This is a genomic window from Pseudomonas sp. 1 (assembly GCF_056626735.1).
The window spans coordinates 1-14,194 of record NZ_JBWXMQ010000005.1 but is presented as its reverse complement, the minus strand read 5'-3'; the positions used below and the strand labels follow the sequence as shown (position 1 = coordinate 14,194).

The window sequence follows — 14,194 nt, the reverse complement described above, 5'->3', positions numbered from 1 at the left end:
TGCCAAAACAGACGGTTCAGAACAAAAAGCTCAAGCCCACGCAAAACAGCAAAGCCGCGAACAGCCGTTTCAGCAACTTCGGCGACAACCTGTGCGCCAGCCGCGCGCCGAGACGGGCGAATACCATGCTGGTCAGGGCAATGCCGAGCAGCGCCGGCAGATACACAAAACCGAGACTATGAGCCGGCAGTAACGGATCATGCCAGCCCAGAATCATGAAACTTATTGCACTGGCCACGGCAATCGGCAGGCCGCAGGCCGACGAGGTCGCCACCGCCTGCTGCATCGGCACGCTGCGCCAGGTCAGGAACGGCACGGTCAGCGAGCCGCCGCCGATCCCGAAAATCGCCGATGCCCAGCCGATCACACTGCCGGCCACGGTCAGACCGAGTTTGCCCGGCACCGTTCGGCTGGCCTTGGGTTTGACATCCAGTGCCAACTGCGCCGCGATCACCAGGGCAAACACACCGATGATCTTTTGCAGGTTGGGCCCGGAGATCGCTTCGGCGGTCAGCGCACCGAAACCGGCGCCGAGCAGGATGCCGACGGTCATCCAGCGGAAGATCGGCCAGCGCACCGCGCCGCGTCGATGATGCTCGCGCACGGCATTGACCGAGGTGAAGATGATCGTCGCCAGGGACGTGCCGACCGCCAGATGGGTCAGGATCGACGGATCGAAGCCCTGCAAGGTGAAACTGAACACCAGCACCGGCACGATGATGATCCCGCCGCCCACTCCGAACAGCCCGGCCAATACGCCCGCACAGGCGCCGAGCGCCAGATAGAGCAGAAATTCCATGACTGCCTCCCAAGGCGCGTCCCCAAAACCGGAGCGGCATGGTAACGGATGGATACCCTTCGGCTCCACTGGCGATGGATGCACGGACAATGTCTGCGTAGAGTGGGCAAAAAACACACAAGGACCACCTTATGTGCCTGATCGTTTTCGCCTGGCGGCCGGGGCATGCCCAGCCGCTGATCGTTGCGGCCAACCGCGACGAGTTCTACGCGCGGCCCAGCCTGCCGCTGGCGCAGTGGCCCGAGTCGCCGCATGTTCATGCCGGCCGGGATCTGGAGGCTGGGGGCACCTGGCTCGGCCTGGGCGCCAACGGTCGTTTTGCGGCGCTGACCAACATTCGCGATCCGCATCAACCGCCGGCCCGACGCTCTCGGGGCGAGCTGGTGGCGGGATTTCTGACCGGAAACCTGTCGATCGATGACTATTTGTCCGACGTTGTCGCCCGCTCCCCGGAATATGCCGGCTTCAACCTGCTGCTGGGCAATGCCAACGAGCTGTGGCATTTCAATGCGCGGTCATCGGAACCGGTGATGTTGCAGCCCGGCGTTTATGGTTTGTCCAACGCCGGGCTGGATACGCCATGGCCGAAACTGCTCAAGGCCAAGGCAGCGTTGAGTGGCGTGCTGGATGATCCGCAGCCCAAGCGGTTGTTGGCGTTGTTGGGGGATGCGCAAACGGCGCCGTTTGCCGAGCTGCCGGATACCGGCGTGGGGCTGGCGACCGAGTCGTTGCTGTCGAGTGTGTTTATTGCCAGCCAGAGCTACGGGACACGGGCGAGTACGGCGTTGATTGTGCAGGCTGACGGGACGCGGCGGATGGTGGAGCGCAGTTTCGGGCCGTATGGCGGGCACTTGGGGGAAGTGGAAATTCTGATTTAGGCGTTGCTATACGGGCGCCATCGCTGGCAAGCCAGCTCCCACAGGATGCTCGGTGGACACATATTTTGTGAACACTAGAGGAAACTGTGGGAGCTGGCTTGCCAGCGATGAGGCCCTCAGAATTTCAGAGCGGGTTGGCTGCCGCCGGATTGACCATCTTCGCCAACCCGAGTTTCTTCAACGCCAGTTGCAGCGAGCTGTGGATCACCTGCGGGTTGTCGATGGTCATCAACTCCGCCAGCAGTTCCTTGGCCTTGCTCAGGTTGATCTGGCGCAACATCCATTTCACCTTCGGCAGATTGGTGGCGTTCATCGACAGGCTGTCGAAGCCCATCGCCATCAACAGCACCGCCGCCGCCGGGTCACCGGCCATCTCGCCGCAGATGCTCACCGGCTTGCCTTCGGCATGGGCGTCGCGCACCACGGTTTGCAGGGCTTGCAGCACCGCCGGGTGCAGGTAGTCGTAGAGATCGGCGACCCGCGGGTTGTTGCGATCCACGGCCAGCAAGTACTGGGTCAGGTCGTTGGAGCCGACCGACAGGAAGTCCACCATCCGCGCCAGCTCTTTGGTCTGGTAAACCGCCGCAGGAATTTCGATCATCACACCCACTGGCGGCATCGGCACGTCGGTGCCTTCGTCGCGCACTTCGCCCCAGGCACGGTGAATCAGGTGCAGCGCTTCTTCGAGCTCGTGGATGCCGGAGATCATCGGCAACAGGATCCGCAGGTTGTTCAGGCCTTCGCTGGCCTTGAGCATCGCGCGGGTCTGCACCAGGAAGATTTCCGGATGGTCGAGGGTGACGCGGATCCCGCGCCAGCCGAGGAACGGGTTGTCTTCCTTGATCGGGAAGTACGACAGCGACTTGTCGCCGCCGATGTCCAGGCTGCGCATGGTCACCGGTTGCGGGTGGAACGCGGCAAGCTGCTCGCGGTAGATCGCCAGTTGTTCCTTCTCGCTCGGAAAGCGCTGGTTGATCATGAACGGCACTTCGGTGCGGTACAGACCGACGCCTTCGGCGCCACGCTTCTGCGCCCGCGCCACGTCTGCCAGCAGGCCGGTGTTGACCCACAGCGGCATGCGGTGGCCGTCGAGGGTCACGCACGGCAGGTCGCGCAGGGAGTCGAGACCCAGCGCCAGTTGCTTCTCTTCTTCCACCACCTCGGCGAACTGCTTGCGCAGCACATCGCCGGGGTTGGTGTAGACCTCGCCGCGATTACCGTCGACGATCAGTTCGATGCCGTCGACCTTGGCATACGGCAGGTCGACCAGGCCCATTACCGTCGGGATGCCCATGGCCCGGGCCAGGATCGCGACGTGGGAGTTGCCCGAACCGAGTACCGACACCAGACCGACCAGCGTGCCTTCCGGCACCTCGCCGAGCATTGCCGGCGTCAGTTCTTCGCTGACCAGAATGGTCTTTTCCGGATAGACCAGGTTCTGCTGACGCTCTTCCTGCAGGTAGGCGAGCAGGCGACGGCCCAGGTCCTTGACGTCCGACGCCCGCTCACGCAGGTATTCGTCGTCCATCAATTCGAAACGGTTGACGTGATCGGTCACGACCTGGCGCAGCGCACCCTGGGCCCACTGGCCGGTCTTGATCACGGTGGTGATTTCGCTGCCCAGCGAGGCATCGTCGAGCATCATCAGGTAGACGTCGAACAGCGCGCGCTCTTCCGGACGCAGCTGGGTCGCCAGTTTGGCCGACAACGCACGCATGTCGGCCCGCACGCCTTCGATGGCGGTCTTGAACAGCGCGAGTTCCGCGTCGATGTCGGTGATGGTCTTGTCCGGCACCACGTCCAGATCCGCCGGCGGCAGCATGACCACCGCGGTACCGACCGCCGCACCCGGCGAACCCGGCACGCCGACGAACTTGGCTTCCTGGATGCCCTTGCCCTGACGGCCAAGGCCACGGATCGAGCCGGTAGCCTCGGCGTGAGCGATGACACCAGCGAGTTGCGCGCTCATGGTCACGAGGAAGGCTTCTTCACCTTCATCGAACTGGCGGCGTTCTTTCTGCTGGATGACCAACACGCCGACGACGCGGCGGTGGTGAATGATCGGCGCCCCGAGGAACGAGGCGTAGCGCTCCTCGCCGGTCTCGGCGAAGTAGCGGTAGCGCGGGTGATCCGCGGCGTTTTCGAGGTTCAGGGGTTCTTCACGCGTGCCGACCAGGCCGACCAGACCTTCGTTGGGTGCCATGCTGACCTTGCCGATCGAGCGCTTGTTCAAGCCCTCGGTGGCCATCAGCACGAAGCGGTTGGTCTCTGGATCAAGCAGGTAGACCGAGCAGACCTGGCTGCCCATGGCCTCTTTGACGCGCAACACAATAATCCCCAACGCCGCCTTGAGATCCTTGGCGGAGTTAACTTCCTGGACGATCTTGCGCAGCGTATTGAGCATGGCTCGGGGTCGAACTCCGTCGTCAGTCGCGCGCTAAAAGGCGCGGGGCAAGCTCTTTGAGAGCGCGGCGATACACTTCGCGCTTGAATGTCACCACCTGGCCCAACGGATACCAATAACTGACCCAGCGCCAGCCATCGAACTCCGGTTTACCGGTCAAATCCATCCGCACCCGCTGCTCGTTGGAGACCAGGCGCAGGAGAAACCATTTCTGTTTCTGGCCGATGCACAGCGGTTGGCTGTGGGTTCGCACCAGACGTTGCGGCAAACGATAGCGCAACCAGCCCCGGGTACAGGCGAGAATTTCAACATCTTCGCGTTCCAGGCCAACTTCTTCGTTCAGCTCGCGGTACAAGGCGTCTTCCGGCGTCTCCTCGGGATTGATTCCCCCTTGCGGAAACTGCCAGGCATCTTGATTGATACGGCGAGCCCATAGCACCTGGCCGGCGTCATTCGTCAGAATGATCCCGACATTAGGGCGGAAACCATCGGGGTCGATCACGGCAACAACCTCGCAAACGCATGTCGCCGCATTGTTCCACAAAGGTTGTGAAGGCGGCAACGAAGGTTCCGAGCTTATGTGCACTCTTGTGAAAAGACCGTATTCTTGTGGCCTTTTTACTGACTTTTCAGCGGGTAACTGCAATGCGCCTGGCTTTATTCGATTTGGACAACACCCTTTTGGGCGGCGACAGCGACCACGCCTGGGGCGATTATCTGTGCGAACGCGGCTTCCTTGACCCGATCGCCTACAAGACGCGCAATGACGAGTTCTACCAGGATTACCTGGCCGGCAAACTGGATAACGCCGCCTACCTGAACTTCTGCCTGGAGATTCTTGGCCGCACCGAGATGGCCGTGCTTGAGCAGTGGCACAACGATTACATGCGCGACTGCATCGAACCGATCATGTTGCCAAAGGCCGTTGAGTTGCTGAACCAGCACCGCGACGCCGGCGATAAGCTGGTGATCATCACCGCCACCAACCGCTTCGTCACCGCACCGATTGCTGCGCGCCTGGGCGTCGAAACCCTGATCGCCACCGAATGCGAGATGCAGGACGGCCGCTATACCGGACGCAGCACCGACGTGCCGTGCTTCCGTGAAGGCAAGGTGACGCGCCTGAACCGCTGGCTGGAAGAAACCGGGCATTCGCTGGAAGGCAGCTATTTCTACAGCGACTCGATGAATGACCTGCCGCTGCTGGAGCAGGTGGTGAATCCGGTCGCAGTCGACCCGGATCCGAACCTGCGGGCCGAAGCCGAGAAACGCGGCTGGCCGGTAATCAGTCTGCGCGACTGACTACGCCTTCGTCGGAACGCCGCCCGGACCAAGCCCGCCCCAACATTGGATCTGTGTCGCACACAATCCCCTGTGGGAGCGGGCTTGCTCGCGATTGGGGTCGACTCGATCCCGGGCCTTAAACCGGCTTGGCGCCCATCAACCCGGCAATCGCGATAAAGCAGACCAGCCCGAACAACGCCAGCCCCAGACTGAACCGGCCCACGCCGCCCGGCGCCTTGCGCAACCGGTTCAAGCGCACCAGCAGCCAGAACCACGCCAGTGCGGCCACGGTGTACAGCACGCTGGAAGCCAGAACCCACGTCTGCCCCAGCGGCCAGCCCACCAGATGCACCATCCACCAGCCGGTGAACGGCATGCTCACCAGCGCCAGTACGATCAACAACCAGACAAACAGCCATGGCCGCTGCAACGTGCGGCTGCCCGCCGTCGCATCACCGTTGCGCCGTGCGCGCCAGACGCCTGTTCCGAGGCCCAGCGCACCGAGCAGCAACACCGCGGTCGCCAGCATGTGCGCCGCTTTCAGGGCGGTTAACGTTTCCATGATCCGATTTCCTTATGGCCTGCCCATCAGCGTAGCCGTTCAGCCAAGAAACAGCTTATAGGCCGGGTTGTCGCTTTCGTCCCAGTACGGGTAGCCGATTTCCTCAAGGGCTGCGGGCACCAGATGACGTTCGTCGTGGGGCACTTGCAGGCCCGCCACCACACGGCCGTCCGCCGCACCGTGGTTGCGGTAGTGGAACATCGAGATGTTCCAGCGACCGCCGAGTTTGTTGAGGAAGTTGAACAGCGCACCCGGACGCTCCGGGAACTCGAAGCGCAGCACCACTTCATCGACCACGTGCGCCGCACGTCCGCCGACCATGTGACGGATGTGCAGCTTGGCCAGCTCGTTGTCGGTCAGGTCGAGCACCGGGAAACCCTGCTCGGTCAGGCTCGCCAGCAACGCACTGCGCGGGTCGCTGTCCGGGTGCGTCTGCACGCCGACGAAGATGTGCGCTTCGCTGCCATTGTTATAGCGGTAGTTGAATTCGGTGATCTGGCGCTTGCCGATGGCCTCGCAGAATGCCTTGAAGCTGCCGGCCTTCTCCGGGATGGTCACGGCGATGATCGCTTCACGACCTTCACCCAGCTCGGCGCGCTCGGCGACGTGGCGCAGACGGTCGAAGTTGACGTTGGCCCCGGAATCGATGGCCACGAAGGTCTGGCCGCTGACGCCGCGCTGCTCGACGTACTTCTTGATACCGGCCACGCCGAGGGCGCCGGCCGGTTCGGTGATCGAACGGGTATCGTCGTAGATGTCCTTGATCGCCGCGCAGATTTCGTCGGTGCTGACGGTGATCACTTCGTCGACGTAATCCTTGCAGATGTCGAAGGTGTGCTGGCCGATCTGCGCCACCGCCACGCCGTCAGCGAAGATGCCCACGGCCGGCAGCACCACGCGCTCGCCCGCCGCCATCGCCGCTTGCAGGCAGTTGGAGTCGTCGGGTTCGACGCCGATGACCTTGATGTCCGGACGAAGGTATTTCACGTACGCCGCGATGCCGGCGATCAGACCGCCGCCGCCCACCGGGACGAAGATCGCGTCCAGTGGCTGCGGGTGCTGGCGCAGAATCTCCATCGCCACGGTGCCCTGCCCGGCAATGGTGTGCGGATCGTCGTACGGGTGGATGTAGACGTAGCCTTTTTCATCGACCAGTTTCAGCGAGTAGGCCAGCGCTTCCGGGAACGAATCCCCGTGCAGCACCACTTTGCCGCCACGGGAGCGCACGCCTTCGACCTTGATTTCCGGGGTGGTCTTGGGCATCACGATGGTCGCCTTCACGCCCAGCACTTTCGCCGCCAGGGCCAGGCCCTGCGCGTGGTTGCCCGCCGACGCGGTGACCACGCCACGGGCGCGCTCTTCGTCGCTCAACTGGGTCAGCTTGTTGTAGGCGCCGCGAATCTTGAACGAGAACACCGGCTGCAAGTCTTCGCGCTTGAGCCAGATGTCGTTGCCCAGCCGCTCGGAGAGCTGGCGGGCGTTCTGCAGCGGGGTTTCTACGGCAACGTCATAAACGCGCGAGGTGAGGATCTTCTTGACGTACTGTTCGAGCATCGGAAAGCATCACTGAGCGGGTTGGGCAGGGCCAACGAGTCTAACCCGGCTTTTGGGCGCACGACCACACGAATCCAGAGGTTTTAGCCCGGCTTGAGGCTATAATGCCGGCCTTTCCGTTCTTACCTTGCCCGCTTCCGGAGCCCGCATGACCCAGGATCAACTCAAACAGGCCGTGGCCCAGGCCGCCGTCGACTTCATCCTTCCGAAACTCGACGACAAGAGCATCGTCGGCGTCGGCACCGGCTCCACCGCCAACTGCTTCATCGATGCCCTGGCCCAGCACAAGGGCGCATTCGATGGCGCGGTCGCGAGCTCCGAAGCCACCGCCGCGCGCCTCAAGGGCCACGGGATTCCGGTGTACGAGCTGAACACCGTGAGCAATCTGGAGTTCTACGTCGACGGCGCCGATGAAAGCGACGAACACCTGAACCTGATCAAGGGCGGCGGCGCAGCACTGACCCGCGAGAAGATCGTCGCGGCCGTGGCCAAGACCTTCATCTGCATCGCCGACGCCAGCAAACTGGTGCCGGTGCTGGGCGCGTTCCCGCTGCCGGTGGAAGTGATCCCGATGGCCCGCAGCCACGTGGCCCGCCAGCTGGTGAAGCTGGGCGGCGACCCGGTCTACCGCGAAGGCGTGCTGACCGACAACGGCAACATCATCCTGGACGTGCACAACCTGCAGATCACCAATCCGGTGGAGCTGGAAGCGCAGATCAACGCGATTGTCGGCGTGGTCACCAACGGCCTGTTCGCGGCACGCCCGGCGGATCTGTTGTTGCTGGGCACTTCCGAAGGTGTGAAAACACTGAAAGCTGAATAAGCCGAAACTACCCACATCTTTGTGGGCAGATGAAAAAACCTGTGGGAGCTAGCTTGCTAGCGATAGCGGTGTGACAGTCGACATGTTTGGCGACTGACCCTCCCTCATCGCGAGCAAGCTCGCTCCCACAGTGTTTTGGGGTTTTGGTTAGTTCTGCGCAGGCCTCTTGAAGACGTAGAACAGATTCGGCTCGCTCACCAGATACAACGTCCCATCGTCATCCATTGCGATACCTTCCGCCTGCGGCACGGTTTTCTTCAGGCCCTGTCGACCACCGCTCAACGACATCGTGCTCAACGGGCGCCCGTCCACATCCAGTTCCAGAATCAACCGCGATTCATCGGACAGAGCCAGCAAATGGCCGCTGCGCTCGTCGTATTGCAGGCTCGACAGATCTCGCACGAACATCCCGGCATCGCGTTTGGGATTGTTGATTACGTGTACCGCGTAGGATTTTTCCGGGTTGAAGTGCGGAAAACCGTGCACTTCATAGATCAGCATCGGGTCCCGTTCCTTGGCCACGAACAGGCGCTTGCCCACCGAGTCGTAAGCCAGGCCTTCAAACCCCTTGTTGCCGCTCATGTGCACACCAAGGGTCATCTGCTCGGCGTCCGCCGCATCGAGGAACGTAGTGTCGTGCTCCAGATGGATCTTGATCAGCCGTTGCTGGCGCTCATCGGTGATTACGTAGGTATCGGCGCTGATGAACTCCACCGCCTCCGGATCGCCGAAGCCGATCAAGGCAACACGGCGCAGGATCGTGCCATCCAGTGACAGCTCGATCAGCTCGGCATTCTTGTTGGTCACGGTGAACAGGCTCTTGCGCACCGGATCGTAGGTCAGCGCCGAGACGTCGTCGTTCAGTCCGTCAATGACCTTCGCTTCGATCGCTACCCGATATTGATCCAGCCCGATGGCCTCGCTGTTCATCGGCTGCCAGAGCGTATTCAGGTTGAACCAGGCACGCTCGAACAGGCGCATGTATTGGCCGATCGCAATCAGCGCGATCAGGGCAATCACCGACAGGATGATGAACAGAGGCTTGGGACGGGCAAGTCGACGCATTCGGGGCAGGCTCGGAATCAAAACAGGCGGATGAAATATCACGCCTGTCTGAACTGAAGCTTAATGGCCACTTGCCTCAAGCCACAACTCCACAGATCTGCAATTGCTGCGGGAGCAATTACTTCTGCTTTTCGAAGCGGTAGAACAGGTTCGGCTCGCTGACCATGTACAGCGTGCCTGCCTCGTCCATGGTCACGCCTTCGGCGCGGGGAATGGTGTTCTTCAAGCCGTTGAAACCGCCGAGCAGGGTCATGAAGCTGACTTGTTCGCCCTTCTCGTCCAGCTCCAGCAACAGGTGCGAATCGGCGGACAGCACCAGGGTGTGACCGGTGCGCGGGTCAATCGCTAATGCTGAAAGGTTGCGCAGGTCCAGCTCATCGCTGTCGAGTTTCTGCTTGTCGCCTTTGAGCGTCTGGCTGCCGTCGCTTTTCCAGGTGAACAGCGCAGGCGGACGCTCCTCGCCCAGCAGCAGTTGCTGATTGCGGGCGTCCCAGGTAATGGCTTCGAAAGCTTTGTTCTGGTCTTTCGACGGGCCGAGGTCGTATTTGGGGAAATCGTCGCGCTTCAGCTCACGGGTGTCAGCATCGACCTTGACGATGGAGAGCATGTGCGCGCGCTCGTCGACAATCGCCATCAAGCCGTTTTCCATCACCGTCAGGCCTTCCGGATTGCTCCAGCCCACCAGCGGCATCTTGCGCAGCACGTCGCCCTGCAGAGTCAGCTCGACCAGAAACGGGTTCTTGCCCATCACCGAAAACAGGGTTTTGGTCTGCGGGTTATAGGACAGGTCCGAAGCTTCGTCCTTCTCCATGCCAGGCAGCAGTTTGGCGTCGATGACCGCCCGGTAGTCCGGAAGCCAGACGCTTTCCTGCTTCTCGGTCGAACTCTCGAAGCGCTCCAGCACCCACAACAGGCCACGGTCATCCCAATGCATGGCAAACGCCAGCCCGTACGTAGCGGCGGCTACCAACAACAGCCAGGAATACCAGCGCAGGGCGAAGCGTGAACGGCGAGCGGGTTTGAGCTGAGTTTGAGATGACATCAAAGGACGCGTTCCGAAAATTCAGGCTACGGGTAATAGCACAAAGAGGCCGGCTCAGACGCCAGAATGACCGGAATTATCCGGACTAAATGTGAAAAAAACGGCAAATGGCCGGAACGCCTTATATGTTTGCGAGCTGAAACGCACAAAAATGTGGGAGCAAGCTCGCTCCCACAGTTTTTTTCAGAGTTGCCGTCAGCGAACGCTGCTGGTGAAGCGACTGGCGCCCGGCAGTTCCAGCACGATTTCATCGCCAACGTTCAGCGGACCGACGCCCACCGGTGTGCCGGTGAGAATCACGTCACCGGCCTGCAGCGAGAAGCAGCCGGCCATGTGCTGGATCATCGGCACGATCGGGTTGAGCATCGCGCTGCTGTTGCCGTCCTGGCGCACTTCGCCGTTGATGGTCAGGCGAATGCCGATGTCGGTCAGGTCGGAAAAGGTGCTGCCGACCACGAACGGTGCAATCACCGCCGCGCCGTCGAACGACTTGGCGATTTCCCACGGCAGCCCTTTCGACTTGAGCTCGGCCTGCTTGTCGCGCAGGGTCAGGTCCAGCGCCGGGGCGAAACCGGAGATCGCGTCCAGCACTTCTTCACGGCTCGGCTTGGTCGACAGTGGCTTGCCGATCAACACAGCGATTTCCGCTTCGTAATGCACCGAGCCACGCTCGGTCGGAATGCTGAAACCGCCTTCCAGCGGTACCACGCAACTGCCGGGTTTGATGAACAGCAACGGCTCGGTAGGCACCGGGTTGTCCAGTTCCTTGGCGTGTTCGGCGTAGTTACGGCCGATGCACACCACTTTTCCCAGCGGAAAATGAATCCGCGTACCGTCGACATACTGGTGCTGATAGCTCATTACCGACTCCTGCCTTCATTGATTCATCAGGGATTGCCAATCAAACCGCGAAGATCTTGCCCGGGTTCATGATGCCGTTCGGGTCGAACACCGCCTTGACCGCTTTCATGTATTCGATTTCCACCGGCGAGCGGCTGTAGGTCAAGTAGTCGCGTTTGGTCATGCCCACGCCATGTTCGGCTGAAATCGAACCGTTGTACTTCTCGACGGTTTCGAACACCCACTTGTTGACGGTGGCGCACTTGGCGAAAAACTCGTCCTTGCTCAGGTTGTCCGGCTTGAGGATGTTCAGGTGCAGGTTGCCGTCACCGATGTGGCCGAACCAGACAATTTCGAAATCGGGATAGTGTTCGCCGACGATCGCGTCGATTTCCTGCAGAAATGCCGGGACTTTCGAGACGGTCACCGAGATGTCGTTCTTGTACGGCGTCCAGTGGGAAATGGTTTCGGAGATGTATTCGCGCAACTTCCACAGGTTCTGCAACTGGGTTTCGCTCTGGCTCATCACGCCGTCCAGCACCCAGCCCTGCTCCACGCAATGCTCGAAGGTTTCCAGCGCGGTATTGGCCACTTCTTCGGTGGTCGCTTCGAATTCCAGCAAGGCATAGAACGGGCAGTCGGTTTCGAACGGCGCCGGGACGTCGCCACGGCCCATGACCTTGGCCAGGGCCTTGTCGGAGAAAAATTCGAACGCGGTCAGGTCCAGCCGGCCCTGGAATGCGTGCAGCACCGGCATGATCGAATCGAAATCAGCCGTGCCGAGGACCATCGCGGTCAGGTTTTTCGGTGAACGGTCCAGGCGCATGGTCGCCTCGACCACAAAACCCAGGGTGCCTTCGGCGCCGATGAACAGCTGCCGCAGGTCATAACCGGTGGCGTTCTTGATCAGGTCCTTGTTCAGTTCCAGCACATCGCCCTTGCCGGTCACCACTTTCATGCCTGCGACCCAATTGCGGGTCATGCCATAGCGAATGACCTTGATCCCGCCGGCATTGGTGCCGATATTGCCGCCAATCTGGCTGGAACCTGCCGAGGCGAAGTCGACCGGGTAGTACAAGTCATGTTCTTCGGCGGCATTCTGCAATTGCTCGGTGACCACGCCCGGCTGACAGACGGCGGTGCGGTCGGTGAGGTTGATATCGAGAATCTGGTTCATGTAGTCGAACGACACGACCACTTCGCCATTGGCGGCCACGGCGGCGGCGGAAAGCCCGGTGCGCCCGCCCGACGGCACCAGCGCCACGTTATGTTCGTTGGCCCAGCGCACGACGGCCTGCACCTGCTCGATGGTCTTGGGGAACACGATGGCGCTGGGCGCCGGGGCGAAATGCTTGGTCCAGTCCTTGCCATAAGCGTTCAGGGAGTCGGCATCGGTCAGGACCTTGCCAGGCTCGACCAGGGTCTTCAGTTCATCAATCAGGGCAGGATTGGTCATCGACGGAACTCTCGAACAATTCATGGTCATCCTGAGAACGCTTCACGTCGCAGGAATGAGTGATTAGCGGGGTGGCTATGCTAGCATACCGACCCCGCAGGCCAGTGCCCCAGGCCGGTTCTGCGGTGACGGCTTTCTTGTCGTCCAGGTCAATGTCTGTTGACCATTTCCTGCCATTTTTCTCCGGGATACAGGTTTACGCAGATGAGCAAGACTTCTCTCGATAAGAGCAAGATCAAGTTCCTTCTTCTCGAAGGCGTCCACCAATCGGCTGTCGACGTCCTCAAGGCGGCGGGCTACACCAGCATCGAATACCTGACAGGCTCCCTGCCGGAAGCCCAGCTCAAGGAAAAGATCGCTGACGCTCACTTCATCGGCATTCGCTCGCGCACCCAGCTGACCGAAGAGATCTTCGATCACGCCAAGAAGCTGGTCGCTGTCGGCTGTTTCTGCATCGGCACCAACCAGGTTGACCTGGAAGCGGCCCGCGAGCGCGGCATCGCCGTGTTCAACGCGCCGTACTCCAACACCCGCTCCGTGGCCGAGCTGGTGCTGGCCGAAGCGATTCTGCTGCTGCGCGGCATCCCTGAGAAAAACGCTTCCTGCCACCGTGGCGGCTGGATCAAGTCCGCAGCCAACTCCTTCGAGATCCGTGGCAAGAAACTGGGCATCGTCGGTTACGGCTCGATCGGTACTCAGCTGTCGGTCCTGGCGGAAGGTCTGGGCATGCAGGTGTTCTTCTACGACACCGTGACCAAGCTGCCACTGGGCAACGCGACCCAGGTCGGCAACCTGCACGAGCTGCTGGGCATGTCCGACATCGTCACCCTGCACGTTCCGGAAACCGCTGCGACCCAGTGGATGATCGGCGAGAAGGAAATCCGCGCCATCAAGAAGGGCGGCATCCTGATCAACGCTGCACGCGGCACTGTGGTCGAGCTGGATCACCTGGCCGCCGCGATCAAGGACAAGCACCTGATCGGCGCCGCCATTGACGTGTTCCCGGTCGAGCCGCGCTCCAACGACGAAGAGTTCGAAAGCCCGTTGCGCGGCCTGGACAACGTGATTCTGACCCCGCACATCGGTGGTTCCACCGCTGAAGCGCAGGCCAACATCGGTCTGGAAGTAGCAGAAAAACTGGTCAAGTACAGCGACAACGGTACCTCGGTATCGTCCGTGAACTTCCCGGAAGTGGCCCTGCCGGCTCACCCTGGCAAGCACCGTCTGCTGCACATCCACGAGAACATCCCGGGTGTGATGAGCGAGATCAACAAGGTCTTCGCCGAAAACGGCATCAACATTTCGGGTCAGTTCCTGCAGACCAACGAGAAGGTCGGCTACGTGGTGATCGACGTCGACGCCGAGTACTCGGAGCTGGCGCAAGAGAAGCTGCAACACGTCAACGGCACCATCCGTAGCCGCGTGTTGTTCTGATCCGGCGCTGAGCGACAAAAAAGGGAGCCTTCGGGCTCCCTTTTTCATGCACG

The 14,194-nt window shown here is 61.2% G+C and carries 13 protein-coding genes; 4 read left to right on the top strand and 9 right to left on the bottom strand.

All coding sequences use genetic code 11. The features are described from left to right. Positions 1 to 16: 16 nt before the first annotated feature. The gene (locus tag AC1MDC_RS09070; RefSeq protein ID WP_011336421.1) at positions 17 to 799 is read right to left on the bottom strand and encodes a sulfite exporter TauE/SafE family protein; all 783 of its coding nucleotides are present in this window, start codon (positions 797 to 799) and stop codon (positions 17 to 19) included. 131 nt (positions 800 to 930) lie between these two features. Here AC1MDC_RS09070 and AC1MDC_RS09065 point away from each other — a divergent pair, with 131 nt between their 5' ends. Further along, the gene (locus tag AC1MDC_RS09065) at positions 931 to 1,677 is read left to right on the top strand and encodes an NRDE family protein (protein WP_480392873.1); all 747 of its coding nucleotides are present in this window, start codon (positions 931 to 933) and stop codon (positions 1,675 to 1,677) included. Between the two features lie 124 nt (positions 1,678 to 1,801). On the opposite strand, the gene ptsP is transcribed toward AC1MDC_RS09065, so the two are convergent. Both ptsP and AC1MDC_RS09055 read right to left on the bottom strand, forming a co-directional pair. Beyond that, entirely contained in the window at positions 1,802 to 4,081 is a 2,280-nt protein-coding gene (ptsP, locus tag AC1MDC_RS09060; protein ID WP_085697894.1) for a phosphoenolpyruvate--protein phosphotransferase, read from the bottom strand. Between the two features lie 22 nt (positions 4,082 to 4,103). Further along, positions 4,104 to 4,583 carry an RNA pyrophosphohydrolase gene (locus tag AC1MDC_RS09055; protein WP_053163553.1) on the bottom strand — a complete coding sequence of 160 codons (480 nt, stop codon included), beginning with the start codon at positions 4,581 to 4,583 and terminating at the stop codon, positions 4,104 to 4,106. A 143-nt stretch (positions 4,584 to 4,726) separates the two neighbouring features. On the opposite strand from AC1MDC_RS09055, the gene AC1MDC_RS09050 reads away from it, so the two are divergent. Beyond that, complete coding sequence (locus tag AC1MDC_RS09050) at positions 4,727 to 5,383, top strand: histidinol-phosphatase (RefSeq protein WP_085702383.1); 657 nt, start codon at positions 4,727 to 4,729, stop codon at positions 5,381 to 5,383. A 118-nt stretch (positions 5,384 to 5,501) separates the two neighbouring features. Here AC1MDC_RS09050 and AC1MDC_RS09045 read toward each other — a convergent pair whose 3' ends face one another. Both AC1MDC_RS09045 and ilvA read right to left on the bottom strand, forming a co-directional pair. Then, entirely contained in the window at positions 5,502 to 5,927 is a 426-nt protein-coding gene (locus AC1MDC_RS09045) for a DUF2269 family protein (RefSeq protein WP_085702382.1), read from the bottom strand. 39 nt (positions 5,928 to 5,966) lie between these two features. Continuing rightward, complete coding sequence (gene ilvA, locus AC1MDC_RS09040; protein ID WP_480392872.1) at positions 5,967 to 7,481, bottom strand: threonine ammonia-lyase, biosynthetic; 1,515 nt, start codon at positions 7,479 to 7,481, stop codon at positions 5,967 to 5,969. A gap of 148 nt (positions 7,482 to 7,629) precedes the next feature. Here ilvA and rpiA point away from each other — a divergent pair, with 148 nt between their 5' ends. Further along, positions 7,630 to 8,304 (top strand): ribose-5-phosphate isomerase RpiA, encoded by a 675-nt coding sequence (rpiA, locus tag AC1MDC_RS09035; protein ID WP_085697898.1) that lies wholly within the window; start codon positions 7,630 to 7,632, stop codon positions 8,302 to 8,304. A 147-nt stretch (positions 8,305 to 8,451) separates the two neighbouring features. Here rpiA and AC1MDC_RS09030 read toward each other — a convergent pair whose 3' ends face one another. From AC1MDC_RS09030 to AC1MDC_RS09015, 4 genes are all read right to left on the bottom strand, one after another. Continuing rightward, complete coding sequence (locus tag AC1MDC_RS09030; protein ID WP_227233822.1) at positions 8,452 to 9,369, bottom strand: SdiA-regulated domain-containing protein; 918 nt, start codon at positions 9,367 to 9,369, stop codon at positions 8,452 to 8,454. A 118-nt stretch (positions 9,370 to 9,487) separates the two neighbouring features. Next, positions 9,488 to 10,411, bottom strand: coding sequence for an SdiA-regulated domain-containing protein (locus tag AC1MDC_RS09025; protein WP_085702379.1), 924 nt, complete (start codon positions 10,409 to 10,411; stop codon positions 9,488 to 9,490). A 195-nt stretch (positions 10,412 to 10,606) separates the two neighbouring features. After that, positions 10,607 to 11,272: a fumarylacetoacetate hydrolase family protein gene (locus tag AC1MDC_RS09020; protein WP_085697901.1), complete on the bottom strand. Its 666-nt coding sequence runs from the start codon at positions 11,270 to 11,272 to the stop codon at positions 10,607 to 10,609. Between the two features lie 40 nt (positions 11,273 to 11,312). After that, positions 11,313 to 12,707 carry an FAD-binding oxidoreductase gene (locus tag AC1MDC_RS09015; protein WP_266201924.1) on the bottom strand — a complete coding sequence of 465 codons (1,395 nt, stop codon included), beginning with the start codon at positions 12,705 to 12,707 and terminating at the stop codon, positions 11,313 to 11,315. Between the two features lie 204 nt (positions 12,708 to 12,911). Between AC1MDC_RS09015 and serA the strand changes: the two genes are divergently transcribed. Then, on the top strand, positions 12,912 to 14,141 hold the full coding sequence (gene serA, locus AC1MDC_RS09010) for a phosphoglycerate dehydrogenase (RefSeq protein ID WP_007953487.1): 1,230 nt from the start codon (positions 12,912 to 12,914) through the stop codon (positions 14,139 to 14,141). The last annotated feature ends 53 nt before the right edge of the window (positions 14,142 to 14,194 follow it).

Coding starts and splice junctions, on each gene's coding strand:
- AC1MDC_RS09070 (WP_011336421.1), bottom strand. CDS start 799: ATGGAATTTCTGCTCTATCTGGCGCTCGGCGCCTGTGCGGGCGTATTG.
- AC1MDC_RS09065 (WP_480392873.1), top strand. CDS start 931: ATGTGCCTGATCGTTTTCGCCTGGCGGCCGGGGCATGCCCAGCCGCTG.
- ptsP (WP_085697894.1), bottom strand. CDS start 4,081: ATGCTCAATACGCTGCGCAAGATCGTCCAGGAAGTTAACTCCGCCAAG.
- AC1MDC_RS09050 (WP_085702383.1), top strand. CDS start 4,727: ATGCGCCTGGCTTTATTCGATTTGGACAACACCCTTTTGGGCGGCGAC.
- AC1MDC_RS09045 (WP_085702382.1), bottom strand. CDS start 5,927: ATGGAAACGTTAACCGCCCTGAAAGCGGCGCACATGCTGGCGACCGCG.
- ilvA (WP_480392872.1), bottom strand. CDS start 7,481: ATGCTCGAACAGTACGTCAAGAAGATCCTCACCTCGCGCGTTTATGAC.
- rpiA (WP_085697898.1), top strand. CDS start 7,630: ATGACCCAGGATCAACTCAAACAGGCCGTGGCCCAGGCCGCCGTCGAC.
- AC1MDC_RS09030 (WP_227233822.1), bottom strand. CDS start 9,369: ATGCGTCGACTTGCCCGTCCCAAGCCTCTGTTCATCATCCTGTCGGTG.
- AC1MDC_RS09025 (WP_085702379.1), bottom strand. CDS start 10,411: ATGTCATCTCAAACTCAGCTCAAACCCGCTCGCCGTTCACGCTTCGCC.
- AC1MDC_RS09020 (WP_085697901.1), bottom strand. CDS start 11,272: ATGAGCTATCAGCACCAGTATGTCGACGGTACGCGGATTCATTTTCCG.
- AC1MDC_RS09015 (WP_266201924.1), bottom strand. CDS start 12,707: ATGACCAATCCTGCCCTGATTGATGAACTGAAGACCCTGGTCGAGCCT.
- serA (WP_007953487.1), top strand. CDS start 12,912: ATGAGCAAGACTTCTCTCGATAAGAGCAAGATCAAGTTCCTTCTTCTC.